At 53.5% G+C, this 26,558-nt stretch carries 13 protein-coding genes; 4 read left to right on the plus strand and 9 right to left on the minus strand.

What is annotated here, in order from left to right; genetic code table 11:
• The 4 genes from IPI29_00980 to IPI29_00995 all read right to left on the minus strand — a co-directional run bounded on the left by IPI29_00980 (position 1) and on the right by IPI29_00995 (position 7,105).
• A complete protein-coding gene (locus IPI29_00980; GenBank protein ID MBK7411114.1) occupies positions 1-1,185 on the minus strand; it encodes a hypothetical protein in 1,185 nt (394 codons plus the stop codon).
• Positions 1,186-1,237: 52 nt separating this feature from the next.
• Positions 1,238-3,718: an ATP-dependent helicase HrpB gene (gene hrpB, locus IPI29_00985; GenBank protein ID MBK7411115.1), complete on the minus strand. Its 2,481-nt coding sequence runs from the start codon at positions 3,716-3,718 to the stop codon at positions 1,238-1,240.
• Positions 3,719-3,781: 63 nt separating this feature from the next.
• On the minus strand, positions 3,782-6,673 hold the full coding sequence (gene gcvP, locus IPI29_00990) for an aminomethyl-transferring glycine dehydrogenase (GenBank protein MBK7411116.1): 2,892 nt from the start codon (positions 6,671-6,673) through the stop codon (positions 3,782-3,784).
• 99 nt (positions 6,674-6,772) lie between these two features.
• Positions 6,773-7,105: a cation transporter gene (locus IPI29_00995; protein ID MBK7411117.1), complete on the minus strand. Its 333-nt coding sequence runs from the start codon at positions 7,103-7,105 to the stop codon at positions 6,773-6,775.
• Positions 7,106-7,231: 126 nt separating this feature from the next.
• Between IPI29_00995 and IPI29_01000 the strand changes: the two genes are divergently transcribed.
• Both IPI29_01000 and IPI29_01005 read left to right on the plus strand, forming a co-directional pair.
• Positions 7,232-8,293: an efflux RND transporter periplasmic adaptor subunit gene (locus tag IPI29_01000; protein MBK7411118.1), complete on the plus strand. Its 1,062-nt coding sequence runs from the start codon at positions 7,232-7,234 to the stop codon at positions 8,291-8,293.
• The gene (locus IPI29_01005) at positions 8,290-12,648 is read left to right on the plus strand and encodes an efflux RND transporter permease subunit (GenBank protein MBK7411119.1); all 4,359 of its coding nucleotides are present in this window, start codon (positions 8,290-8,292) and stop codon (positions 12,646-12,648) included. Before IPI29_01000 ends, IPI29_01005 begins: the two co-directional genes overlap by 4 nt.
• A 16-nt stretch (positions 12,649-12,664) precedes the next feature.
• Here IPI29_01005 and IPI29_01010 read toward each other — a convergent pair whose 3' ends face one another.
• From IPI29_01010 to IPI29_01030, 5 genes are all read right to left on the minus strand, one after another.
• The gene (locus IPI29_01010) at positions 12,665-15,604 is read right to left on the minus strand and encodes an insulinase family protein (protein ID MBK7411120.1); all 2,940 of its coding nucleotides are present in this window, start codon (positions 15,602-15,604) and stop codon (positions 12,665-12,667) included.
• Positions 15,585-16,925 carry a cell envelope integrity protein CreD gene (gene creD, locus IPI29_01015; protein ID MBK7411121.1) on the minus strand — a complete coding sequence of 447 codons (1,341 nt, stop codon included), beginning with the start codon at positions 16,923-16,925 and terminating at the stop codon, positions 15,585-15,587. The genes IPI29_01010 and creD overlap by 20 nt, the downstream gene beginning before the upstream one ends.
• A gap of 87 nt (positions 16,926-17,012) precedes the next feature.
• A complete protein-coding gene (locus IPI29_01020; protein MBK7411122.1) occupies positions 17,013-17,798 on the minus strand; it encodes a hypothetical protein in 786 nt (261 codons plus the stop codon).
• A gap of 774 nt (positions 17,799-18,572) precedes the next feature.
• The gene (locus IPI29_01025) at positions 18,573-19,844 is read right to left on the minus strand and encodes a T9SS type A sorting domain-containing protein (protein ID MBK7411123.1); all 1,272 of its coding nucleotides are present in this window, start codon (positions 19,842-19,844) and stop codon (positions 18,573-18,575) included.
• Positions 19,845-20,171: 327 nt separating this feature from the next.
• Positions 20,172-21,704 (minus strand): T9SS type A sorting domain-containing protein, encoded by a 1,533-nt coding sequence (locus tag IPI29_01030; GenBank protein ID MBK7411124.1) that lies wholly within the window; start codon positions 21,702-21,704, stop codon positions 20,172-20,174.
• A 283-nt stretch (positions 21,705-21,987) separates the two neighbouring features.
• On the opposite strand from IPI29_01030, the gene fumC reads away from it, so the two are divergent.
• Together fumC and IPI29_01040 are read left to right on the plus strand one after the other, a co-directional pair.
• Positions 21,988-23,373 (plus strand): class II fumarate hydratase, encoded by a 1,386-nt coding sequence (gene fumC / locus IPI29_01035; protein MBK7411125.1) that lies wholly within the window; start codon positions 21,988-21,990, stop codon positions 23,371-23,373.
• A gap of 64 nt (positions 23,374-23,437) precedes the next feature.
• Positions 23,438-26,554, plus strand: a complete 3,117-nt coding sequence (locus IPI29_01040) for a T9SS type A sorting domain-containing protein (protein ID MBK7411126.1) — start codon at positions 23,438-23,440, stop codon at positions 26,552-26,554.
• Positions 26,555-26,558: the final 4 nt, after the last annotated feature.

A 26,558-nucleotide genomic window follows, 5' to 3' on the forward strand; every position in this document is an offset into this window, starting at 1 on the left:
TCAGTGGACGAGGTGTCTGCGTTGGACTTTGCCGTTGTTGAAGCGAACCACTATGCCCAAGAAGCCGGATGATTGCGACGGTAGTTCGACTGTTGCATTGGAAACGTTGGGGACGTTTTGATCACATACAACGCGGCCAAGTAAATCAACCACAGTAACACGTGCAACATCATTGATGGTGCTGGAGAGATGAAGTGTGTTCTCTTGTACACGTATGGAAAGCCCCGTGCTCAGATCTTCTTCAACAGATGTGAAGTCGTTGAGGTCATAGGAGTAGACGCCGGCGGAATCGGTGAAGCCTTCTGTGAGTTGATGGCTGAGGATCACAAACCCTGCGTCGATGGTCATCACGGAAGGACTAACGGTTGCCTTTGTGCCGGGAAGAGGATAGGCGAGTTCTGTCCACGTGGTATCACCGTCAAGTCGGTACATCTGATACGACGCACCCTTGGTGATGGTGTAGAGGCCCCCTTGATACGAGTCGATATCAAGCGAGAGAGGGGGCGCTTCGGGAATATTCCACGACCCAACATCATCAACACGTTTTGCATCAACATCGATCTTCTTCACGCCGCTTACGCTTGTTGCATAGACGATTCCGTTGGCAACGTGGAGAACACCGAGACCATCGGCATTGATATTGGACCATGTTTTTCCGCCATCAGCCGAGGTGCGAATACCCGCACTCGTACTGGCGATGAGATCTGTGCCGCGAGCTACAACATCGATCGTGGTAGCACTGCCCGGAAGACTCACAGAATCGAGCTTGTCACTGAAGACATAGATCTTTGATCCTGCTGTTGCCAGGTACCAGGTCTCGCCGATCGTTGCGATCTTGATGGGACGTTGGGTAATGGTCAATGAGTCGAATTGCGTCCACGTAGTACCGCTCGACGAGAATGAACACCGAGCCATGTTCGTTGCTGCATCATACGTTACTGCCACGGAGATGCCACTCGTGAAGTCGCTCATTGCACAGACGGTACCGGTGAGTGTTGAGATGGGCTGCCATGTAGCCCCATGATCAAAGGAACGGAGGGCTACGGAGTCGTAGAACACCAGACCGTTGTTGACGATATGGAGTTTTCCTGTTGGGCCGGCACTGGTTCGTGACTGCAGGACCCACGGACGCTGGGCAAACGTGATGGTCGTAGCTGCCAGAAAGACGAGGAGAAGGATTCTCATGAGCTGGGTGGTGATGATGTGCTAGAAGTTGTGCAATCTACTGCACCGCGTACTAAGGATGTTCCGGCCAGTTGTGTTTTGGATACCGACCCTTCATTTCCTTGCGAACGTGGACGTAGGATCCTTGCCAGAAGCCGGCCAGGTCCTTGGTCACCTGAATGGGTCGGTCTGCCGGTGATAACAACTCGATCGTCAACGGAACGTTTCCCATAGCAACCGTGGGCGTCCTCTTCACACCGAACATGAATTGCAGCCTCACAGAAACGGTCGGACGCTCCGGGTCGGCATAGTCGATGGGCACTTCTCGACCCTTTGGAGGCTTGTACAACGCCGGAGCCACCGTGTCCACCTTGCGTTGCTGTTCATAGGTCAGGCTGTTGTGGAGGATCGTTGCCAGATCCAGTTTTTGCAGGTCCGCCAACGTCCGTTTCCCGCGAAGGGAGGGGGCTAACCACGCTTCAACAGTGGATGCCAATGCTTCATTCGTCCAGTCGGGAAGGTCTGTTGCGCCATAGTGTCGGGCAAACATCACCCGTCCTCTCAGCCTCTCGGCCACTTCGGTCCACGGCAGATCACGGAGTCCGCGTTCTGCGATCACCCGAGCAAAGGCACTAGCGAGCTCATCGGCATTCACCGAGGCATTCTGTTGCGTGTCAACAACAATCGCCCCCAACATCCGAACCGTGCGTGCCACGATCTTCCCGTCGCGATCATTCCATCCGGCTTCTGCTCGTGGATGAATATCATCGGCAAAGACCGACAGTACAGAAGGCTGTTCGATCGGTGCTGCGATGGCAATACGTGGTTCTGCTCCCGATCCATCCAGGTCGCCTACGGCAAGCCACTCGTGTTTGCTGAGTGTATCACCCGCATTGAGCTTGGCCGTGCGTCCGTTCCGCATGATGTAGCGCCCGTCACTCTTCCGACGTGCGATGCGGTCCGGGTACGCCAGTGCAAGCAACACGCCAACAGCGTCAGCGCCACCGCTACCGTCAGCTCGAGCGGAGTCGAGAGCCTTACCGTCAGCTCGAGCGGAGTCGAGAGCCTTGCCGTCAGCTCGAGCGGAGTCGAGAGCGCGGCTGCGCTTGCGCGCCGCGTCTAGCGCTCCGCGGTCGGCCTCCGGGTCGCGGTCTCCGTTGAGCGCGTCCAGCCTGCGCTGCAGGTCCGCATCGCGAGCGCCGCGTAACACGTCGCGCTCGCCGATGAGCGCGGCCACGTCTGCCGCCGTGCGCTTGTTGATGCCAAGCTCGCCGGCGCGTACGAGCATGTGTGAAACACGTGGGTGGACGCCGTACTTGAGGAGCGCTCTGCCGTGAGGAGTGATCGCATCGTTTGCGTCGAGAGCGTTGAGTTCGTGAAGTAGTTCCCGTGCATGTGCTACATGTCCCGACGGAGGAATGTCAAGCCATGGCAGCTCATCAATGGTTGCACCAAATGCGGAGATCTCCAACATCATCGGTGCGCAGTCGGCAACCATGATCTCCGGCGTTCTGCGCTCGGGGAGTTGATTGTGCTCTTGCTCCGTCCACAATCTGATGCATTGTCCGGGTGCTGTGCGTCCTGCCCGCCCCCTACGTTGTTCTGCGGCATCCTTCGATACCGGGACCGTTGTAAGGTGGGACATGCCGGACCGAGGATCGAAACGGGGCTCCCTGGATCTGCCACCGTCGATCACCGTGCGCACGCCGTCGATGGTGATCGAGGTCTCTGCGATGGCCGTTGAGAGAATGATGCGACGTGTAATAGAGTTCGGTCGAAGGATCGCATCCTGTTGTTCACCGCTGAGTTCGCCGTGCAGGATGTGGAGTTCGGCGCCTTCCAGACGGTCGATGTCCTTTTGCAGAAGGTCGTAGGTGCGACGAATCTCTGCCTGACCCGGGAGGAAACACAACACGTCGCCCTCGCCGGAATGCACGGCATCACGGACGGCCGCCGACATCAGTTCGTGGATCTGCTTTTCGCTGGGGCTGCGCATCCATTGCACGTCAACGGGGAAGGCGCGGCCCATGCTCGACACCATTCCGGCGTCGGGGAGGATCCTCGGTAGGTCAAGCGAGCGCAGTGTGGCCGACATCACCATCACGCGCAGATCCGGACGAAGAACCGTTCGCGCTGTGAGCGTCAGGGCAAGCCCCGTATCAGCATTGAGAGATCGTTCATGAAACTCGTCGAAGATCACAAGTGCCACACCATTGAGGTCTGGGTCGCGCGCGAGTTGCCGCGTCAACACCCCCTCCGTAACCACCTCGATCCGCGTCTTCGGTCCAATAGCACTCTCCATCCGCATCCTATACCCAACCGTCTCACCAGCTCGTTCTCCAAGCGTAGACGCCATACGTCGGGCAGCTGCCTTGGCCGCAAGTCTACGGGGCTCCAACACGATGATCTTCTTCCCCGCACACCACTCCTCATCCAGCAACGCCAATGGCACAACCGTTGTCTTCCCCGCACCCGGAGGCGCTTCGAGAATGCACGAGAGTCCATCGCGCAGAACCGTGCGGATGGAGTCGAGGGAAGAGTGGATGGGAAGCATGCTAATGTGCTAATCTGCTAATATGCTAAACTGTTAATACAGAGTCACCTCAACGAGGTCACCTCAAAGGAGGTCGCCTGAGCAGGTGGCAGCGCTAAAAGCGTATTCCTCAATACTCGGACACGTACAGATCAGCACCCTGTCTCCGTGGGCGTTGTCTACGCGACCAATTGATGGCCAGAACTTACGGTCGCGAACCCATGGAAGAGGGAAGACGGCTTGTTGACGGGTATATGCATGTTCCCATGTGTCTGCCGTTGCAACGAACATGGTATGTGGTGCATTCTTGAGCGGATTGTCCTTTGGATCGATCGCGCCGGTGCAGACGTCTTCCACTTCCTTGCGGATGGTGAGGAGCGTGTCGATGAACCGGTCGAGCTCTGCCTTGCTTTCGCTTTCTGTTGGCTCGATCATGATGGTGCCGGCAACAGGGAAGCTCAGCGTTGGGGCGTGGAATCCATAGTCCATCATGCGCTTGGCAACGTCTTCGGCTTCAATGCCGCCACGTTGCTTGTACTCGCGCAGGTCTACGATCATTTCGTGGGCGCACCGACCGTGTGTGCCGGTGTAGAGGATGGAGTAGGAGCCTTCGAGTCGGCTCTTGATGTAGTTGGCATTGAGGATCGCACGCTTGGTAGCATTCGTCAATCCGTCACCACCCATGAGTCTGATGTAGGCCCACGAAATGAGGAGGATCGATGCAGAGCCCCATGGAGCAGCAGAGACAGCACCAACGTTTGTTTCGTTGATCGGATTTACAACGCAATGGGATGGAAGGAAGGGGGCGAGTTCTGTTGTGCAACAGATCGGACCCATGCCCGGACCGCCGCCGCCGTGAGGGATGCAGAAGGTCTTGTGGAGATTGAGGTGACATACATCCGCGCCGATGGTGCGTGGTGATGTAAGTCCTACCTGGGCGTTCATGTTCGCACCGTCCATGTAGACCCGACCGCCGTGTTGGTGAACAACGGCGCAGATCTCCTTGATGGATTCTTCGAACACGCCGTGTGTTGAAGGGTACGTGACCATCAATGCTGCAAGATTCGCTGCATGTGCCTCGGCCTGTGCCTTGAGATCGGCTACGTCGATGTGACCGTGGGCATCACTCTTCACAACAACAACCTTCATACCGGCCATCACGGCCGATGCAGGATTCGTTCCGTGTGCTGAAGCAGGAATGAGCACCACGGTACGATGTGCTTCGTTGCGCGATTGATGGAAGCCGCGAATAGCAAGGAGTCCGGCATATTCACCTTGAGCACCAGCATTCGGCTGCAATGAACAGGCATCGAACCCAGTGATCTCATTGAGCCATGCTTCGAGTTCACGGAACACACGCATGTAACCCTGCGTCTGTGATACCGGAGCGAACGGGTGCACGCGGTTGAAGGCCGGCCATGTGATCGGGATCATCTGTGCCGTTGCATTGAGCTTCATCGTGCACGATCCGAGGGCGATCATGGAGTGCGCAAGCGACAGGTCCTTGTTTTCGAGATGCTTCAGGTAGCGGAGCATCTCATGCTCAGTGTGATGCGTGTTAAAGACCGGATGTGTGAGATAGTCCGATGTACGAGCGAGGGCAGCAGGGATACCGCTTGATGGAGCATTAACCAACACTGATGCAGAAGGAGCAGGAGCCCCCTTCACCGAGGCGAAGATGTTGAGCAGGTTTTGAAGATCGGTAACTGTTGTTGTTTCATCGATCGAAACGCCAACACACGTGCCGTTTTCGTGGTAGCGTACGTTGATGCCAAGGGGCTCCGAGGCAGCGCGGATGGCTGTGTGGTCGGCCTTGATGCAGAGCGTGTCGAACCATGTTGACGGACAAAGCTCATATCCCATCGACGTTACGCCCGATGCGAACCCAGATGTGAGTACATGCACACGTTCTGCAATACCGCGAAGTCCAACCGGACCGTGGTAGACAGCATACATTGCTGCAACGTTTGCGAGAAGAGCTTGTGCTGTGCAGATGTTCGATGTTGCTTTATCGCGACGGATGTGTTGTTCACGAGTTTGTAGAGCCATACGCAGAGCGATGTTGCCTTGAGCATCAACGCTTACGCCAATGATACGTCCGGGCATGAGTCGCTTGTAGGCTTCGCGCGTTGCCATGAAGGCAGCGTGTGGTCCACCATATCCAAGTGGTACACCAAAACGTTGCGAAGAACCAACAGCAACGTCTGCACCGAATTCACCCGGAGGTGTGAGCATGGTCAGGGCAAGCAGATCTGTGCCGACGGTTACTAGTGCGCCCCCTTCATGAGCTTGTTCGCAGAAGGATGTATAGTCGCGCACCTCTCCGTCACCGGCAGGGTATTGGATGTAGGCGCCAAAGATCGATCCGTCGAACTCTACCGACTTCCAATCACCAACGATCACCGTGATGTCGAGCGGAAGTGCACGAGTGCGGATCACTTCAAGAGTTTGCGGGTAGACATTCGAATCAACGAAGATCGTCTCGGCCGACTTCGACTTTCCGGTGCGAGCGGCATACATCATGTGCATGGCTTCTGCTGCAGCGGTTCCTTCATCGAGAAGGGAAGCGCCGGCGATGTCCATTTTTGTCAGATCCGTCACCATCGTCTGGAAGTTCAGAAGACTTTCCAGTCGACCCTGTGCGATCTCTGCCTGATACGGCGTGTATTGCGTGTACCACCCCGGATTCTCGATCAAGTTTCGCAGGATCACCGGCGGCGTTACCGTGTCGTAGTAACCCATGCCGATATACGACCGAGCAGGCGTATTCATGTCGGCGATACCCGACAGCTCTGCCAACATCTCTGTCTCTGTGAGTGCCGACGGCAGATTCAGCGGCTTCGGGAGTCGGATCTGCTGTGGCACCGTCTGCTCAATGAGCTCGTCGATGCTTGCTGCATCCACGGCTGCAAGCATGGCACTGATATCTGCGTTGGAAAGACCGTGATGGCGCTGCTCAAACACGTCGCGATGCATAGGGGAGGGGGCTTGTGGTTATGGAATCGATTCGTCCAGAACCACAAAAATACGCATTCCGTTCCATCCGTGCCGGGCACCTAGGGTGCCGGGCGCGACTTACTCGTGCGTACGGTCGCGATACTTACAGCAGTCCGGCAGGGTCTTGTACGCCGCATCATCGCCCTTGGCATCCTCTACGTCATATCCGGAGGCAAGGATGGCCTTCTTAATAACGTCAGGGGTGGTCTTTGCGTCGTCATACGTTGCTGTGAAGACCTTTGTCTTCTTGTCCCAGTTGGCATCTTCAACGCCGGTCACGGACTCAGCCGCCTTTACAATGCGCTTCTTGCATGACCCGCAATTGCCGGATACCTTCATTGTGAGGGTCTGTTCGGCTGCGAACATCACAATCGGTGCTACAAAGGCGAGGAGAAGGAGGAGCTTGCGCATAGCTGTTGGGTGGCGTGTGAAAAAAGGCCGTACACTAACGGTTCCTAGTTTGACGTTTCAGAGTCAAAATTACTGTGAATCTCTGCCTGACCTCGTGGTCGGGAAGGAATGCCGAACTTTGCACCTATGAAGCTACGCCACATATCCCTCGTTATCGTTCTCCTGCTGGGTGTAGGAGTAGGTGCCTGGTACTTTACGACTAAGCCAAAAGACCAGGTTTCCCGACCCGCAGCTGGACCCCCAAAAGACAAACCGTCCGCCGTAATCGCCTCCGTTGTGCTTCAACAACCTTTTACGGAGTCCGTGATTCTCACCGGCTCTATCGTTGCCGACCAATCGGTGGAACTCCGCTCAGAAGTTGCCGGACGGATCACACGGATCGGTTTTCGGGAAGGGGCTGATGTTTCGGCCGGACAGATCCTTGTAAAACTCTCGGATGCGGACCTTGTTGCTCGACGGGAGAAATTGGTCCAACAGCTTTCGTTGGATAACAACCGCAAAACCCGACTCGAAAAACTCCGCTCGGTTGACGGCGCCTCACTCGATGAATATGAATCGGCCGTTGCCCAAGTGGTCATGCGAAAGGCGGAGATCGCTGAGATAGATGCACAGATCGCAAAGACGGAAGTGCGAGCCCCCTTCGCCGGACGTGTCGGACTCCGTAATGTGAGCGTCGGCGCAGTGATCACTCCACAAACGATCCTTGCCTCCCTCACAAGCATCGGCACGCTCAATGTTGATTGCAGCGTCCCTGAACGTTATGCTGCATCACTCACACAGGGCGCACACATGACCTTCCGCGTGCGCGGCGCAGATACATCGATGCGGAAGGCAAAGATCCTTGCCATTGAACCCGTGGTGGATGTGCGGTCACGAACGCAACGCGTGCGTGCGCGCATTGAACGAACAAGCGGTGTTACTGCCGGGATGTTTGCCGACGTGATCCTTGGCCTCTCCCAACGCACTGATGCCATCCTCGTACCAACAGAAGCAGTTGTCCAGGATATGAAGGGGGCAAATGTCTTCCGTGTAGAATCGGGAATTGCTCGCTCCGTGCCTGTGAAGCTGGGAAGCCGCACGGCCGGGTCTGTGGTTGTTGAGAGCGGACTCCGCAACGGAGATACCATCGTGATGAGCGGCATTCTCTTTGTGAAGGATGGGAAACCGGTGAAGGTGACGCTTCGATGAATATCAGCGTCCTCTCCATCCGACGTCCGGTTACGGCCATCGTCATCAGCCTGATCTTCATCCTCATGGGGCTTGTGGGTGCGTCGTTCCTTGGTATTCGACAGTTCCCTGACGTGGATCCGCCGAACATCACGGTTACCACATCATACATCGGCGCCAATGCCGATGTTGTTGAATCACAGATCACGGAGCCCCTTGAAGAATCGATCAATGGGATCGATGGTATCCGGTCGCTTACGTCAACAAGCGCTGACGGACGATCTACGATAACTGTAGAGTTTGAGCTGGGTCGAGATCTGGAACAAGCAGCCAATGACGTACGCGATAGGGTAGAGCGCGCCAAACGTCAGCTCCCCGCCGACGTTGATCCCCCGGTTGTCGCAAAGGCTGACGCGAATAGTCAGGCCATCATTGTGATGACGGTGCAGAGCACCAAACGAACGCTTCCGGAACTGAGTGACTATGCAGCCAATGTTCTAAAGGAACGCATTCAGACCATCACGGGCGTGGGCAACATCACCATCTGGGGTGAACGTCGGTATGCAATGCGCATCGTGATGGACCCGGAGAAGCTTGCGGGCTATGACCTTACGTCGAACGATGTGCGTCTTGCCATGCAGCGCGAAAACGTTGAGCTTCCTGCCGGACGTCTCGAGGGAGATGCTACGGAGTTGTCGTTGCGAACAGTTGGACGACTTTCTACTCTCGAAGACTTTGAGAACCTGATCATTCGTTCTGATGGAAGCGGCGTTGTCCACCTCTCCGATGTTGCACGTGTGTATCTCGGTGCAGAGAACGAACGCACGCTTCTCCGCAGAGATGGTGTTCCCATGGTTGGTCTAGCCGTATCACCACAGCCTGGTGCAAATCAGATCGAGATCGTGGATGAGTTTTATCGTCGGTACGAAGCCCTGCGATCCTTTGCACCAAAAGACCTCACCTTACAGATCGCCTTCGACAACACAACGTTCATCCGCACGGCCATCAGCGAAGTGGAAGAGACTATCCTCATCGCCTTCTCGCTTGTTGTTCTCATCATTTTCCTCTTCCTTCGCTCTTGGCGAGCAACCATCATACCGGTTGTTGCCATTCCTGTGTCGTTGGTGTCGTCATTCTTCTTCCTCTGGGTCTTCGGATTCTCTATCAACCTCCTCACCCTTCTCGGAATTGTTCTTGCAACGGGGCTTGTGGTTGACGATGCCATTGTGATGATGGAGAACATCTATAAGCGCATTGAGAACGGCGAGAACGCACGAGAAGCGGGCGAAAAAGGATCCACCGAGATCACCTTTGCCATTATCTCTACAACAATCACACTAGCAGTGGTCTTCCTCCCCGTGATCTTCCTCTCGGGTATAACGGGCGCGTTGTTCCGTGAGTTCGGACTTGTTGTTGCCTCATCCGTTGTGATCTCGGCCATCGTATCACTCACGCTCACACCGATGATGAGCACGCGGCTTCTGCATAAGGAAGAGCATGCGAATCTCATGGTACGTCTCACAGAGCCGGTGTTCACGTGGATGACCAATGTCTATGCGCGGACCGTGCAAGTAGTAGTGGATCGCCCCCTTATCGCCATTGCGGCTGTTATCGTGTCGGCAGCGAGTATTGTGCTCATTGGTGGGACGCTCAAGACAGAGCTTGCACCATTGGAGGACCGAGGTCAGATCACGATGAACATGACGGCGCCCGAGGGAACAACGTTCGACAGAATGAATATCATCGTTGATTCGATGCAACAACGATTGACGCAGCTGATCCCAGAACGGAAGTTCTTGCTTACGGTAACCTCTCCTTCGTTCTTCTCCGGCGGAAGTAATTCGGCCTTTGCACGGATCTTCCTCATCGACGCCGATCAACGCAAACGATCGCAGATGGACATTGCTGCCGGACTAACAAAGGTCATGCGAGATGTGACTGAGGTTCGGTCCGTGGTTATTCAAGAGCAAACCATTTCTTCAGGGGGCAGAGCAGGTCTCCCCGTGCAGTACGTGTTGCAGGCCGCTGAGTTGGAAGAGTTGCGAGAAGTGCTTCCAACATTTCTCGATCGTGCCTCAAAAGATCCGACGTTCTCTGTTGTTGATGTGAATCTCAAATTCACGAAGCCCGAGGTGGCTATTGAGATCGACCGTGCACGTGCACGTGAGCTTGGAGTAAGTGTCCTCGATATCGCCAATGCGTTGCAGTCGGGATTCTCCGGTCAACGTTTTGGTTATCTCATTCGTGATGGAAAACAATACCAGATCATCGGTGAGTTAGAGCGCGCTTCTCGCAGTACACCCGACGCCTTGCGCATGGTCCAGGTTCGTACGTCAGGGGGCGAGCTGGTCCCACTCGCAGACCTTGTGCTCTTACGCGAACAAAGCATTCCGCCACAACTCTACCGCAACAATCGTTCAGCAAGCGCAACGGTAAGCGCCGGACTTGCACCAGGCAAGACCATTGCCGATGGCATCGCCGCCATGGACGTCATTGCAAAGGAGACGCTTGATGCGCGCTTCGGCACGTCGCTCACCGGTGCTTCTCGCGACTTCGCAGAAAGCTCATCGAGTCTTCTCTTTGCCTTTATGCTTGCGCTCGTCTTGGTGTACCTCATTCTCGCCGCGCAGTTCGAGAGCTGGGTCGATCCTGTGACCATCATGCTCACCGTGCCCCTTGCTCTCTCTGGTGCTGCACTCTCATTGTGGATCACGGGCGACACACTCAACATCTTCTCGCAGATCGGGGGCATTGTTCTCATTGGTCTGGTTACGAAGAACGGCATCCTCATCGTGGAGTTTGCCAATCAACGTCGGGCAGAGGGACTCACATGGCGCGAAGCAGCTCTTGAAGCCGCAGCCCTTCGTTTCCGTCCTATCCTCATGACGTCACTCGCAACCATCCTTGGTTCTGTTCCTATCGCCTTCTCCCTCGGTGCCGCATCTGAGAGTAGGGTAGGTATGGGTGTGGTGGTCGTTGGCGGCATGTTCCTTGCAACATTCCTCACCCTCTACATCATCCCTGCCCTCTACGTTGTCTTCTCCCGCATCAAACGCACTCGCATCACAAAAGTCCTAACCGTCATATCCGTCATATCCGTCATATCCGTCATACCGTCATATTCGGCAAAAGGACAGCCCCTTACCCTCGACCAAGCCATCACCCTTGCCCTCTCAAAGAGTTATGATGTTGCATTGGTACGTCAAGATTCATTGTCGGCACGAACAACGGGCAAACAGTCCATTACAGGCTTTCTCCCAAACCTTGGCGTGGCCGGCACCTACACGAATGGTGCCAACACCCTTACGCAGGTGTTATCCAGTGGCAGCACTATATCGCGTGATGCTGCCGGGTATTCGAACATGAACGTTGTTGCGATGGTGAACTGGACGGTGTTTGATGGGTTGAAGATGTTTGCGCAGGCAGATCGATTGAATGCGAGTGAGAAGCGCGGACTTTCCATCGTGCAGAGCAAGATGGCCTTCATCATTGCTGATGTGATCACGGCCTATAGTGCCATCGTTGCGAACAAGCAATTTCTCGTAACTGCCGACTCTGCCTACAAGCTTGCAGTGGAGCGATATGCCATTGAGAAGAATCGGTATGATGCCGGGTCGATCAGTGGAGTGGAGTTGGGTCAGGCAGAGATCGACCGCAACAACGCCCAGTCCGTTGTTATCCGCACACGCATCGAATTCGAAAACGCAAAGGTCACACTCAATACATTGTTGGGTCGGGACGCAGAGACTGCATTCGACGTTGACCCCACGATCTCCATGCCGGCCGTTCCAACACGCAACGAGGTCTACGCATCCATTGACGCAACGAACCCCGACGTACTAGCTACACGTTATGCTCTGGCATCAGCATCAGCACACGTCTCCGAGATCACATCGACCTTCTATCCTCGTATCGGCGTACTTGGAGCGTATCAGATCACTCGCAACACATCCGAAGCCGGCTTCCTTCTCGAGAATCGTTCCAACGGTGCATACTTCGGTGCTACGTTCCAATGGAACATCTTCAACGGCATGAGTGATGCCTATGATCGGGAGCTTGCTCGTATCGACGAAGAGCGAGCACGTATCTCCATCGATGCTGTGAAGAATGATCTCAGGGGGCAGGCAGATCGCGTCCTGCGCACCTATCGCGGGATCGAAGAGCTTCTTGTGATCCAACGTCAGACACTCATTGCCGCCGAGAAAAACGCAAGTGTAGCTGTTGAGAAACTCCGCATCGGAACAGTCACAGCGCTTGAAGTGAGGCAGTCGCTCCTCTCCCTTTTAGAGAACGGTCAGAGCGTTGCCCGACTCGAGTACGAGAGACGTTTGGCCATTACCGAAATCCTGCGTTTGCAGGGCGTGCTTGTGCGATAGGGGTATTGCCCGATCATCACTCGCTGTACGGAAACAGTTCCGACTTCTTTACCACACGCACCGGACCATACTTTTCCAGTGCCTTCATGTCGATCTTGGATGTATCGGCGAGGATGGCGATCACCTTGCACCTGTCTTTGACAGCTTTGGAATAGAACCGCTGTACATCGCTCATCGTAAGGGTGTCAATCGCAGAATACGTGCCCCTTCGTTGATCCGTCGTATAGCCAAAATGTCTGGCTGTTATGTAGTTCCACAAGATCTCGTTGCGGACGATGCGGTCTGAGGCAATGGACTGCTTTACAGAACTCCGAGCATTCTCCAAGCTGGATGGAACCTCCGGAAGTGTGTGGAGGAGTTCTTGTAATCCATCAATCGCTTCAATGAGTTTGTCTGCCTGTGTGCCAATGTAGCCGGTCATCACGTATGGTTGGGTCGTATCCGCCGGTCGTTGCAGATAGGAGCCGGTGCTGTAGGCAAGAGCCTTTGATTCGCGCAGCGTCTGGAAAACGATGGTCCCCATTCCTCCATCGAAGTACGAACCAAAGAGCTGCGCAAGAGCGCTGATCGTAGTGTCGTATCGGGGCAGGGATCGACCATACATGTAGACTTCGGCCTGGACCATATCGTGATGGACAACTAACACCTCGGGCCTATCCAGTGGTCGTATCTGCCATGGTGGAAGGGGCGGTGCAGGTCGAAGTGCTGTTGGTGCTCGGTGTTTCTTGCTTATGACCTGGGCAACCTCCTTTGCTGAACGCGGACCGAAGTACATGATCTCGTGCGGATAGGAGAAGAAGTCGCGGATCCGAGCAATGAGATCGGCTGACGTTATCGCGTCGATCTCTGCATCCGTAAGCGCGTTTGTCGTCGAGTTATTGGGACCATTCAACACATAGGGAAGGAGCCCCCTATAGAGAATGGTGTACTTATCCTTGAGTGCATCTCGTCTGCCCTTCTTGATCCGGTCTTTGAATGCTTCGAGCGCCTCCTCATTTGCAAGACATTCGGCTACGATGCTCTCCATCAGGGAAAGGCTCTCGTCGAAGGTCTCATCCAGACCCGACATCACGATATAGGCATCACGGTCTGTACAGAAGGGGGCGAAGGACATGCCAAGTTTGAACTGGTCCTTGGCAAGCTGTTCGTTGGTGCGAGTAGCAGTAGGGAGATAGCGCAGGTAGTCGAGGGCAAACAGCAAGTACCGGTCGTTCATCGTGCCGTTCTTGATCAGGAAGGTGAGATCATAGAGCTGGTTTTCTGTGTTACGCACAGCAAGGAGCGGAATATCCTGTCGGACGGAAGCACGATCGATATCTCGCTGAAGGTCGAAGAAGAGGGGCTTAAGATCTTGAAAAGGCATCGCCAAAACCGACTCGGCAAACGCGGTTGTAGTGTCGCGGTTGAGATCCACAGGTGTGATCTGCGGCTTCACCACCGACTCAATGTCTGTTCGTTCACCTGTCCGTTTGAATACCGTAACGTAGTTGTTTCCGTAATACGTGTTGGCAACTCTGATCACATCTTCTTTTGTCACAGCTGCAAGACGATCAAGATCCTGGACGTACTCTTCATACGGTAGATCGTAGCTCAATGCACCGAGGATATAGAATGCCTTTCCTTGATACGTCTCGAGTTCACGTATGCGCCTCAAACGCATATCGCGCACACAGGCCTCGATGAGCCAATCATCGAACGCCCCCTTTTTGACGAGTTCTATCTGCGACAAGAGGAGTGATCGTACTTCTTCGAGAGTTTGTCCGGGCAGTGGCTTGCCGGAGAGATCATTGTAGCAATGATCTGCCATGAGATCTTGGGTGGACGAGGCAGACAGTACCTTCTGCGCCTGACGGAGATTGATGTCAATGAGTCCAGCCTTGCTATTGGAGAGAATCATATCCATCATCTGCAACGCTGGGATATCCGCCTGTCCCATTCCCGGCCATCGAAAGGCGATCTGCACCCACTCAGCATCCGGACCCACTACCGTCTTTTCTATCGGCTTGTTGATAGGGGGCAAGGAGCCCTTATTGAAACCCGGAGCAGGTTTTGACGGAAGACTGCCAAACGTTCTTTCTACCAAACGTTGTGCGGCCACTGGATCAACATCACCGGCAAGGATGATGATCATGTTTGACGGTTGATAGTATGCGTCGTAATACTCCCGAATGCGCTTCATCGACGGATTCTTGAGGTGCTGGGTTGTCCCGAGCGTGCTTTGTGTTCCATACGGATGGGTAGGGAACAATGCAGCCAAAAGCGTATCGTAGGCGAGTGAGTAGTCCTCATCGAGCGATCCGTTTTTCTCCTCGTATACAGCTTCAAGTTCCGTGTGGAAGAGTCGGAGGACAGGAGCACGGAAGCGCTCAAGTTCAAGAGCATAATACGCGTCGAGTCGGTTGGACGGCACATCATTGAGATAGGCTGTGATGTCGGTTGTGGTAAACGCATTCGTTCCTTCGCACCCAAGGGACTGACAAAGCTTATCGTACTCATTCGGCACGGCCAGACGAGCGGCAACTCCGCTGATGGAATCGATCGTCCTGTAGATCATCGTTCGCTGTGCCGGGTCGGTAGTAGCCCGATAGTTCTCAAACAACTCCTCGATCTTGGCGATCAACGGAAGTTCCGCCTTGGGATCAACCGTGCCCATACGATCCGTCCCCTTGAAGAGCATGTGCTCCAGGTAATGGGCCAGCCCCGTTGCATCCGACGGATCGTTCTTGCTACCGGCATGAACAGCAATGATGCTCTGCACGCGCGGCTTTGTTTTGTCCACGGCCACGTAGAGCTTCAGCCCATTGGGGTAGGTGAAGATCTGTGTATCCGAAGAGGCGAAGAGGCGAAAAGGCGAAAAGGCGAAGAGGCCGTAAAGGACAAAAATCGCGAGTGGACGTGCAGTGGATGACAGCATGATACTACTTTCAATGAATTGCTTACGCCGTATGATCACCATATGAGTACCAGTCGATATTCCTTGTTGTGAACATCAACGTGGCGATAGCAACGAACATACCAAGAGAACCGATGAGAAGGGAGTACGTCTCGGCTTGCAACATCACATAGATAAAGACATACAGTGCGGCTAACAAGCCCCCTACAATACCGGCATACCGCAGGGTCTTGGTAACAGAGCGCATGTAGACAGTGACCAAGGCTGTAACAGCGAATGCTGCGATGGAGTAGGCCAGATCGAACCGGAGGACTTCGCTTATGGCCGTCAGCATCAGATAGAAGACGAGCAATGCAGACCCAACGAACAGGTATTGCATGGCATGAATGCGGCGCTTGCTGATCACTTCGAGTGTAAAGAAGAGTGCAAAGGTGAGGAGGACCACCAGCACAACGTACTTCACGGCGCGTTGTAGCTGTTGGTAGAGGTTGGCGGGCTCTACGTACGAGACGCCAAAGGCCGAGGAGAGAATGCGGGTGCTTGAGACTTCTTCAGCAATAAAGGCCTGAGGATAGGATCTGGCGAAGTGTCCGGACGTCCATTCGGCGCGGTGACCTTGGTTGGTTGTTTCATGTCGGGCAGGGAGAATTGACCCATTGAAGCTTGGATGTGGCCAGTCCGATGTAGCTACAAACGATGTGGTCTTTCCCAGTGGGACACAACTCAGAGACTCACTCCCGCGCAGTCCAAACCGTATGGCATAGGTAGAGAGTGATGTACCCGACGGATGCGTCCGATCAATGGCGATCCGTGCTGCGATCACGTGTTGTCCCGACCTAGCGTCAACACGGTTCTGTTCGTCGGATGTAATAGCCAACGCCGACGAAGGATGCAGTTCTATCGCAATTCCATTCCAATCGATGGTAAGGGGCGTTGGAATTCCCCGAGTATCGCTTAGGCTGAATTCAACGGTTGCTTGGCCCCACAACACCGTGGATGTGTCGATCCCCATTGCTGTGAGGTTGGGCATGATGAACGAACCATCGGCCGTAAAGGACGCCGAATACAGCTGGACGGAGTAGATCCCGCGGTGTCGTTCTTGTGTAGAAGAGTTCACCGCACATCGCAGCGACTCCGGAAGGACCACTACCGTCTTCTGCTCCGTAACACCATCCTTTGTGACCGTAGGCCTCAGGGGAAGTCGCACATAAGGTCCGGCAATGGTCTGAGGGTGACCCCATGACGAACCTATCTCCTCCGCCGCCTCACGGAATCGTCCTTCACGTTCATTCACAAGTTCATTGATGAATGCAACGCCGATCATCAGCACACCGCTTACGGCGCCGATGAGAACGACCTTCATGGCAAGGGGATGGATCTTCATGGAGTGTTAGCCTTGAGAATGAGAAAGAAGAAGGAACGCAGGGTGTGTGGTGTTATTGCTGTAGGGTGTTCGTTGACTCTCAACGAATCAGTGGATGATGCAAATGGGCAACACCTTGCTGCCCGTTGACGTGATGACGTGAACGTGATAAACCCCGGTTGGCCAGTCGTCCGTAGGAAGTGTGACACTTTGTGAGGGGGTGTGCTGTGAACTGCGTACTAGTTCACCTGAGTAGTTATAGGCATCTGTTCGAAGAATATGTTCTTCGTTGTTGCGAGACGTAATTGAGACATACGACAGTGCCGGTTGAGGTGCTGTTAGGAACGAATGTGGTGGGCTGGCTTCGCCAGCAACCGATGTCGCTTCATCCGAGAAGCGGAGAATGAATGTCAGGTCAAGGACTTCGAAAGTCGAATCTATGCGCCTTCTTGAACCAGGAATGAGCACGGTGCTTCCGTCAGCAGTCACTACTGCCTGTGTGGCGAGGATATCCGCTCTGTTGCCTGTGATGACGTCTTTGATCTCATAGATCCTCGACCACGTTTCACCACGGTCCTTCGATAGATAGTGCGTGAATCGGGTAAATCTGCTTGCACCAATACTATCGGCATAAACGGTAACGAGTATGTTGTTCCGGTTCTCCGGGTGAATCCAGGTGCCTTCGATCCTGTTGGTCTCGGTGTCTATAGTTCCCTCTAATGTGAAGTTCCAGCCGTTAAGATTCCGTTCTTTGGCGAATTCGGATCTGAGTGCATCATACCATCCGAGCGGGATGGAGTCGCCTGTGATAGGATTGTAGAGTGCCGGTTCTGAGTATATGGTGTTGCCTCGCCTCTTCCAGAGCAGACCATAGTCGGGCTTTAGCATCCCCATGAGCGTCGGTATCTCGTGAAACACTCGAACCCACGTTTTTCCTAGATCGTCTGAGTAGTGATAGTCGTGTTCAAAGTAAGAGCCAAAGCCATCGTATCCCCCGTCTATTGTTACCCATAAGCGTTCAGGTCGGCTGTAGTCAAAATTTAGAAATGCTTCCCGAGAGATTCCACGAGAATGACTCGGAATAAGAATCTCTTCCCATTGACCATCGTCGGTGTCCCTATGAAACCAATAGTCTGCCTTGATTTTGATCGGGCCACTGAAACTGGAATGGCAACTGACGAAGGTTTCGTTGAGCTTCAAAGGGTGCAGATAATGTGCCGTTGGTGTTAGTCTGTCGCGAAGGAAATCAAGACTCGTTGAGTCGATAATGACATTGATCCCATCCCTAGTCAAATAGGTTGTAGTATACCCGTAACTCATCCCTGCCATCGCAGCACCCATTACCGGGATCTGAGTGTTTAGCCTTAACAATGGAAAGTACAAGCTGTCCCATGTCTTGCCTTCGTCGTAAGACCTATGAATCCATGAAGCAGAAAAATTTGCTCTGTCTTGGCGGACAATTAGTACTGTATCACCAAAAGTGACGATATCACCGCTGGTTTTGGTAATTGGTAGCTCAGCGATGAATAGGCTATCTACCTTCCAAGAATTCTGTGCATTGGCAGTAACTGTTTGAACGCACCACAAAAAGATCGTTGCGAGAGGAAGAGCGAGGAGGATTCGTACAGTCTTGAGATAAGTGTGTTTCATGAAGTTCGATCTGTGTTGTCAGTGCGTTACAACAAGAAGCTTGCTATCTGTTCTGTTGCGCGATTGAACCTGTACGATGTAAACGCCAGGAGCAAGCCCGGAGGTGCTCAATGTGTAGCAGTCGGTTGATTGAGGTTTAGAGCTACGAGATTGCTTGTAGGATGTAGTCGCTTGTCGCCCATCGATTGTTGAGCATGAGACAAAAACGTTTTCATCAGATCCCAAACTCATATCCCGGCTGAATGCGACTGTCACATCCGATCCTTGGCTTGCAGGGTTTGGGTAGACATGCAAAATGTCATTCGTTGGCTCAGGGCTCTCACCAGCAACCGATGTCGCTTCATCCGAGAAGCGGAGAATGAATGTCAGGTCAAGGACTTCGAAAGTCGAATCTATGCGCCTTCTTGAACCAGGAATGAGCACGGTGCTTCCGTCAGCAGTCACTACTGCCTGAGTCGAGAGGATGTCAGCTCTGTTACCTGTGATGACGTCTTTGATCTCATAGATCCTCGACCATGTTTCACCACGGTCCTTCGATAGATAGTGCGTGAATCGGGTAAATCTGCTTGCACCAATACTATCGGCATAAACGGTAACGAGTATGTTGTTCCGGTTCTCCGGGTGAATCCAGGTGCCTTCAATCCTGTTGGTCTCGGTGTCTATGGTTCCCTCTAATGTGAAGTTCCAGCCGTTAAGATTCCGTTCTTTGGCGAATTCGGCTCTGAGTGCATCATACCATCCGAGGGGGATGGAGTCGCCTGTGATAGGATTGTAGAGTGCCGGTTCTGAGTAAATGGTGTTGCCTCGCCTCTTCCAGAGCAGACCATAGTCGGGCTTTAGCATACCCATGAGCGTCGGTATCTCGTGAAATACTCGAACCCACGATTTTCCTAGGTCGTCTGAGTAGTGATAGTCGTGTTCAAAGTAAGAGCCAAAGCCATCGTATCCGCCGTCAATCGTTACCCATAAGCGTTCAGGTCGGCTGTAGTCAAAATTTAGAAATGCTTCCCGAGAGATTCCACGAGAATGACTCGGAATAGGAATCTCTTCCCATTGACCATCGTCGGTGTCCCTATGAAACCAATAGTCTGCCTTGATTTTGATCGGGCCACTGAAACTGGAATGGCAACTGACGAAGGTTTCATTGAGCTTCAAAGGGTGCACATAGTATGCTTTTGGTGAAATTCGATCGGGCAAGAATTTCAGACCTGCTGAATCAACAATGATGTTAATCCCATCCCTCGTCAGATAGGTTATCCTATTCCTCATCCCTGCCATCGCAGCACCCATTACCGGGATCTGAGTGTTTAGCCGTAACACAGGGAAGTACAGGCTGTCCCATGTCTTGCCTTTGTCGTAAGAACGACAAATCCATGACGAGCTATCGTTGTTAACCAATCTCCGCACGAGGAAGATAGTGTCCTTGAATGTATGGAGGTCTCCAATCCAGACTGAAAATGGAGCTTCCGATCTGAATAGGCTGTCTACCTTCTTGAAACTCTGTGCATTGGCAGTAACTGTTTGAACGCACCACAAAAAGATCGTTGCGATAGGAAGAGCGAGGAGGATTCGTACAGTCTTGAGATAAGTGTGTTTCATGAAGTTCGATCTGTGTTGTCAGTGCGTTACAACCAGGAGCTTGCTATCTGTTCTGTTGCGCGATTGAACCTGTACGATGTAAACGCCAGGAGCAAGCCCGGAGGTGCTCAATGTGTAGCGATCGGTTGATTGAGGTTTAGAGGCAAGAGATTGCTTGTAGGATGTAGCCGCTTGTCGCCCATCGAGTGTTGAGCACGTGACAATAATGCTCTCATCAGATCCCAAACTCATAACACTGCTGAATGCGACTGTCACATCCGATCCTTGGCTTGCAGGGTTTGGGTAGACATGCAAGTTGTCACTTGCATCTTCAGTTTGCGCTCGGTCGACTGAGCTCGCCATATCAGGTGTCCATTTTATCGTATAAGAGTTGAGATACTCTGTTTCGCCGGTCGCAGAGTCATAACGTGCCTCTTGATAGGAATAGTAGAGTGCCCTTGAAGCTGGGTCAAAATTTAAAGACGCAGGGTATTGGTAGGTTCTCTTCCGTAGATCCGTTACGGGGACTATCATGCTCCATGTTTTGCCCATATCCAATGTTGCCGCCACAAAGATTCGAGAATGCCACTTGTTGGCTACAAGTGTATCGAACGTGAACGCTAGGGCAAATGATTCCGGAAGTTCCGGATGAAACGCAAACCCATCGATATAGCCGTCTCGTTTTAGAGCATACCGATATCTATAATCAAGCCGCTGTTTTGTTGAGTCATAGGAGGGAAAGAGACTGCTGCGAACGCTATCTAACCACTGATACTCCTTTAGATAGGTAACTCTCTGTCCATTCGCACTAACTGAGTCAACTGGAAAAAGAATCCGTTGCTTCCCTTCGAAGTAGGCAAAGTCGATCCCTCTTTCCGCAGACCAAATCCCAACACCCAATTCCAATAGAGTGGCACTATATTCTGGAGAGAACTTGATCTGGGTGAACGTTATCCCATCGTCATCTGTGTAGTAGGCGCGAAGTGGTTCATCAGGGGAGGCTCTGTTTTGCGGATCTACAGCAATGTATGTTCGTTGGGGTTCACGGTAGTTGAATCCTAAGCTATGTCCGCGACCACCGTCACCACTCAATGAAGGTGGGTTGATCTCTGACCATGTTTCTCCATCGTCATTTGTGACCATCGTTGCCGTATATGTGCCACCGAACGATTCGTATTCGTATTGAATGTAGACCTTCCTTGGATTAGCGGGGTGAACGCGGATACGTCGTATTGGACGGTAATCGATCTTGTCACTCTCCCTTCCCGTTGTGTCAATACGAACAGCCTTAGCATCGCGAAGAATCCAATGAAGCTCAAGCGTTTTCTCAGATCTCGTGCCCGCCATGACACATCCTTTCATCGGTAACTGCCGATGCCACGATGAAACGAGCTCAACAGAATCCCATGGTGCGGATGGATTGCTTCGCGTGAATCCGCGAGCTGGAGCGTTGGCAATTCCCGGTTGCTCTTCGTAGATCACCACGCTATCGTGGTATGCCACTGACGCTTGAGTCCATCGAGATATGCGGATAGTATCGAACGTCCCTCCACCACCCTGTGCTTGGCACATGGTGCCACAAGCAATGAACATGCACGTCATTAGAACAGCGCGCATTCGTATGATTTGGCAAGTAGATGTATACGTCATGCTATGATTTGCTTCGGTATCGTAGAACCCCAAAACCCCAGCCGAACCCGATGCCGGATTATTGCATTTCCCGTGTTTTGTAAAACTACCCTACGGAACGAGCTCGACAGCGCTTTTGAATCAGAGCCACTACTGGGAACCCAGCGTTATTGCAGTAATTTTGTGGCCTCCAGCAACTATGAATACCCACAAGCCACCTACTTCCATGCGCATCGAACGTGATACCATGGGTGAGATCGAGGTTCCCTCGACCGCCTATTACGGAGCTCAAACCGCCCGCTCACTCATCCACTTTGCTATCGGCGAAGAACGTATGCCTCGTCAAGTGGTCCAGGGTATGGCCATCCTGAAGAAGGCCGCGGCGATGGTAAATGCCGACCTAGGCGTCCTCGATGCTGCAAAACGTGATCTGATCGTGCGGGCATGTGATGAGGTGATCGAGGGCAAACTCTTCGACCATTTCCCGTTGAGTGTATGGCAGACGGGTTCGGGCACCCAAACCAATATGAACGTCAATGAGGTCATCGCTAACCGTGCTATCGAAATGGCAGGGGGCGAGATGGGCTCCAAAAAGCCGGTGCACCCAAACGATGACGTGAACAAGTCTCAAAGCTCCAACGATACGTTCCCAACGGCAATGCACATCGCAGCAGGCATAGCTGTTACGTCGCAGCTTCTTCCGGCAGTGCGGGCATTGCGCGATACGCTCGACGCAAAAGCAACGGAGTTTGCTCCGCTTATCAAGAGTGGTCGCACACACCTGATGGATGCTACACCGATCACGCTTGGTCAGGAATTCTCGGGATATGTGCAGGCACTTACGAATAACATCTCGCGTATTGAGATGGCCTTGGGTGGCGTCTATGAACTTGCCCTGGGCGGAACGGCTGTGGGGACCGGACTCAATACTCATCCGGAGTTCGCTGTTCGCTCGGCGGCTCAGATCGCTTCTCTTACCGGACTCCCCTTTGTAACGGCGCCGAACAAATTCGAAGCATTGGCCGCCCATGATGCCTTGGTCTTCCTACATGGAGCTCTGAAGACGCTTGCTGCAACGTGTATGAAGATCGCCAATGATATCCGCTGGATGTCGTCCGGACCTCGCTGCGGACTTGGCGAGATCTCCATCCCGGAAAACGAACCGGGGTCGTCGATCATGCCGGGTAAGGTAAACCCAACACAGAGTGAAGCCATGACGATGGTTGCCGCACAGGTGATGGGCAACGACGTAGCCGTCAATATCGGTGGCGCCTCGGGGAACTTTGAGCTCAACGTGTTCAAGCCCGTCATCATCTACAATGTCCTGCAAAGCGTGCGACTCCTAGCCGATACCTGCACGATGTTCAATGAACACTGTGCTTCGGGTATCACGCCGAATGTTGACCGCTTGGCCTACTACAATCAGAACACGCTGATGTTGGTGACGGCGCTGAATACCCACATTGGCTATGATAATGCGGCCAAGATCGCCAAGACGGCTCATAAGAATGGAACCACGCTCAAGGAAGAGGCCCTGAAACTCGGACTGCTCACGGAAGAACAGTTCGATCAGTGGGTCCGTCCGGAGGATATGCTCGGGCCGAGTGTGTAGGTTGTGGTAACGAAATCCCCGGTTTGAGAGTCCTTCCGCTTTCCTCACCACATCCAGGCTCACCATGATCCGCTCGCTGCTTGTGATCATTGCTGTAGTTGCACTTGTTGTTGACGGTGCAGCACAACGTACCCTAACGGTATTCCAACGATCGGCGCCAAAGGGTGAACAGGTACTCCAGCAGGGGGCTGTACGGGTGAATGAGGCCGCGGTTCGTTCGCTTGTACGCAGCGGTGAGAGAGCCGTGAAGATGTCGCTGCCCATGCCGGATGGAGCGGACGTGACATTGTCGCTCGTGCGGACGCACATCGTTGCACCCGGCGCTCGTCAGACGGTGATGACCGATAATGGACCGGTGCACTCGGCGCTTGGTGATGGCCTTGCATGGTACCGCGCAGAGATGCCCGACGGAGGGGTCGCCGTCTTCACGTTCAGTGCCTCTGGTGAGGTGTCCGGACTTGTGAACATGGAAAAGGGGCGGTATCTCGTTGGCAGACAGTTCCGTGATCAGGGCAGTGATTCGTATGTGGTGATGCGCGACCACGATGCCCCTTACTCATGCGGAACTCCGGTTGAATCTCTTTCGAAGCAACTGGACCAACTGATCAGCGAGGCGCATCGCTCGGTGAAGGACCTTGGGGAACGTCTGCAGGCGGATGATACGGTGGTGATCGAGTTGGCCATTGAGGCCGACTATGATCTGAAGCAGGGCTTTGAAACCGTTCAACGCACGTCTGCCTACATCACGCAACTCGTGGCTGTGATGAGCACAGTTTACGAGAAGGAGCTTGGTGTGCGGATGGCTATCTCCAACGTCCGGATCTGGGAGACACCGAACGATCCGTATCCAGAAGAGATGGGAGTGTTCGAATTGCTTGAAGTGTTCGTGAATGAGTATCGCACGAACATGACGTCTGTTGCGCGAGACATGGCGGTCTTCCTCACGTCGCGTGGTGGACAGGGAGGTATCGCTCGCACCATCGGCGGTATCTGTCAAGAAGATGGAAGCTATTGTGCGGGCGATGTGCTGCGCTATGTGAGCAACTATCCTACATGGTCGTGGGATGTTGGAATGATGGTTCACGAGATCGGACACGTTTGCGGCGGTATCCATACGCAGAGTTGTTATTGGCCGCAGGGTCCACTCGATAGTTGTGTGGCATCGGAGTCCGGACAATGCGTCACACAAGACCAAACTGCACCGGCACGCGGCACGATCATGTCGTATTGCCACCAACAAAAACCCAATGGCGGATCTGTGATCCTCGAGTTCCATCCCTTGCACCGCTCCGTACTGAAAAGCTTCATTCGCAGTGCTCCCTGCCTTGGCAACGCGCCGCAACCGCAGCAATGCACTCTCACCGGCGTTGTTCGGGATGCCATCACCAAGCAGCCGTTGGCAGGTGTAGAGTTGAACATTGAACCGATCGAGGATGAGATCTATCGTCAGACTCCACCTACGTCCGGTGATACCGCGGTACAGACTGATGGCAATGGTCGATTTACATTCAACGGACTTGGGTACGGACTCTACCAGATCGTGGTTCCCGACCCCTATACGACCTTTCCGATCACGTTGTCGGATCCAACAAGCACAATGGGTGTGATGATCGCCGATACACTCGTTCAATTCGATCTTGTTGTTGTAAAGGGGCGTACCGTTGAGCTCGTGATCAGCAATGATGGTGATACAACACCGGTACAGATCAACATCTTCAGCGATCAACTACCCGGTGTATTTGATTACACAACACTTCCCGTGAGTGAAGCAGGTGATACAGCTATTGTGGTGCGACGTGCCATTCCGATCGGTCGGTACATCGTTGTCCCGTCTGCTATTGGCAGATCCTTCACACCGAACAAAGTGAACGTAGATGTAGCAGTTGGAGAGGATCCCCTCCTCATTAGGTTCGAATCTTCCTCCACGTTGCCGCAGCTCACGTCAACACTTGCTCTTGGAGTTGGAGATCGTGTGGTGATAGGCAAGGTGCCAACAATCGGGCTCACCGGTGGCATGCCCTATACCATGACGAATACCACGACGAATGAAGTGGTGAATTCCGGCACCATCCCCGATGACGGAGTAGTTGTAATAGAGGGGGCTGAATCTGCCGCTTATTATTCCATCATGCCACAGGTGGATACGAACCAGAACGCCCCTTACCTCGAGAATACGTGGGTGTATCCCGAGTATGGCGTTACAGCTGCGATGTATGTGCAGCAGCCACGTAGGATGCCGCTCCTTGCGCGTGAGTACAATATGTCGGCTCTCGTCACGGGCTTCGAACCACTTGCGGACCCGATCATCCTTCGCGATAGGTCCATGGTCACACCACGTCCGTCCGAGGTTGCACTGCCTTTCCCACTGCAGATCAGTGATCGTACGTTTGTTTCGATGAGCATTGCAAAGAATGGATTTGTAGTGCTGGATGGAGAGCCATTCGAGAATTGGGTTACCAACCCATTGGCCCGACTGGAGAACGCGCAATTGATCATTGCGGCTTTCGCAGGGGAACTCAACCCCGACACATCGGCACCTGCGCCGTGGCGCATTGCGTGGAAGCTCTACAACGAGGCGCCGCATAGGATGATCGCCATCGAGTGGCGAAACTTTACGATCCGGAAGTTCAACTGGGAGACCGGTCAGGCATTCGACATCGGACGATTCTCCTTCCAGATCAGAATTCACGAGAGCGGTCGGATCGACATGGTCTATGACAAAGCAGAAGAACTCACCGAGGCGGTCACTGCTCAGGCTGGGCTGCGAGGCAATGATGTTCTCGATAACCAAGCGGTGTTCTCGTTGTCGGAGAACAATCTGCTCGACGTGCGTGCTACCTACGTCCCGGGCGGATACTCACAGATCTCCATGCTCGATGCTTCGGGTATGGTAAAGGGGCTCACGTATCGCTGGGACATCGGTGCAACGAGTGTAGAGTCCGACGAGTCATCAATGATCCGTGTTTCGCCAACTCCGTCAGCAGATGTGATTGAGATCCACGGCGTTGAGGGAGAAGCCTCGGTCCGCATCGTTGATCTGCTTGGACAAACCGTGCTTTCCAAGGACGTTCAACAAGATGCTGCACGTATCGATGTTCAAGGACTTGCAACCGGACGGTACGTGCTTCTCGTAACTTCGCACGGCAAATCACATTCGATCCCGCTTGTAATCCGTCGTTGATCGT

Source organism: Ignavibacteria bacterium, assembly GCA_016707005.1.
Classification (GTDB): Bacteria; Bacteroidota; Ignavibacteria; order Kapaibacteriales; family Kapaibacteriaceae; genus UBA10438.

What these genes read in the sequence shown, in the direction of transcription:
- IPI29_00980 (MBK7411114.1), bottom strand. Translation starts at nt 1,185, where the DNA reads ATGAGAATCCTTCTCCTCGTCTTTCTGGCAGCTACGACCATCACGTTT.
- hrpB (MBK7411115.1), bottom strand. Translation starts at nt 3,718, where the DNA reads ATGCTTCCCATCCACTCTTCCCTCGACTCCATCCGCACGGTTCTGCGC.
- gcvP (MBK7411116.1), bottom strand. Translation starts at nt 6,673, where the DNA reads ATGCATCGCGACGTGTTTGAGCAGCGCCATCACGGTCTTTCCAACGCA.
- IPI29_00995 (MBK7411117.1), bottom strand. Translation starts at nt 7,105, where the DNA reads ATGCGCAAGCTCCTCCTTCTCCTCGCCTTTGTAGCACCGATTGTGATG.
- IPI29_01000 (MBK7411118.1), top strand. Translation starts at nt 7,232, where the DNA reads ATGAAGCTACGCCACATATCCCTCGTTATCGTTCTCCTGCTGGGTGTA.
- IPI29_01005 (MBK7411119.1), top strand. Translation starts at nt 8,290, where the DNA reads ATGAATATCAGCGTCCTCTCCATCCGACGTCCGGTTACGGCCATCGTC.
- IPI29_01010 (MBK7411120.1), bottom strand. Translation starts at nt 15,604, where the DNA reads ATGGTGATCATACGGCGTAAGCAATTCATTGAAAGTAGTATCATGCTG.
- creD (MBK7411121.1), bottom strand. Translation starts at nt 16,925, where the DNA reads ATGAAGATCCATCCCCTTGCCATGAAGGTCGTTCTCATCGGCGCCGTA.
- IPI29_01020 (MBK7411122.1), bottom strand. Translation starts at nt 17,798, where the DNA reads ATGGGGATGCTAAAGCCCGACTATGGTCTGCTCTGGAAGAGGCGAGGC.
- IPI29_01025 (MBK7411123.1), bottom strand. Translation starts at nt 19,844, where the DNA reads ATGGGTGCTGCGATGGCAGGGATGAGGAATAGGATAACCTATCTGACG.
- IPI29_01030 (MBK7411124.1), bottom strand. Translation starts at nt 21,704, where the DNA reads ATGTGCCAAGCACAGGGTGGTGGAGGGACGTTCGATACTATCCGCATA.
- fumC (MBK7411125.1), top strand. Translation starts at nt 21,988, where the DNA reads ATGCGCATCGAACGTGATACCATGGGTGAGATCGAGGTTCCCTCGACC.
- IPI29_01040 (MBK7411126.1), top strand. Translation starts at nt 23,438, where the DNA reads ATGATCCGCTCGCTGCTTGTGATCATTGCTGTAGTTGCACTTGTTGTT.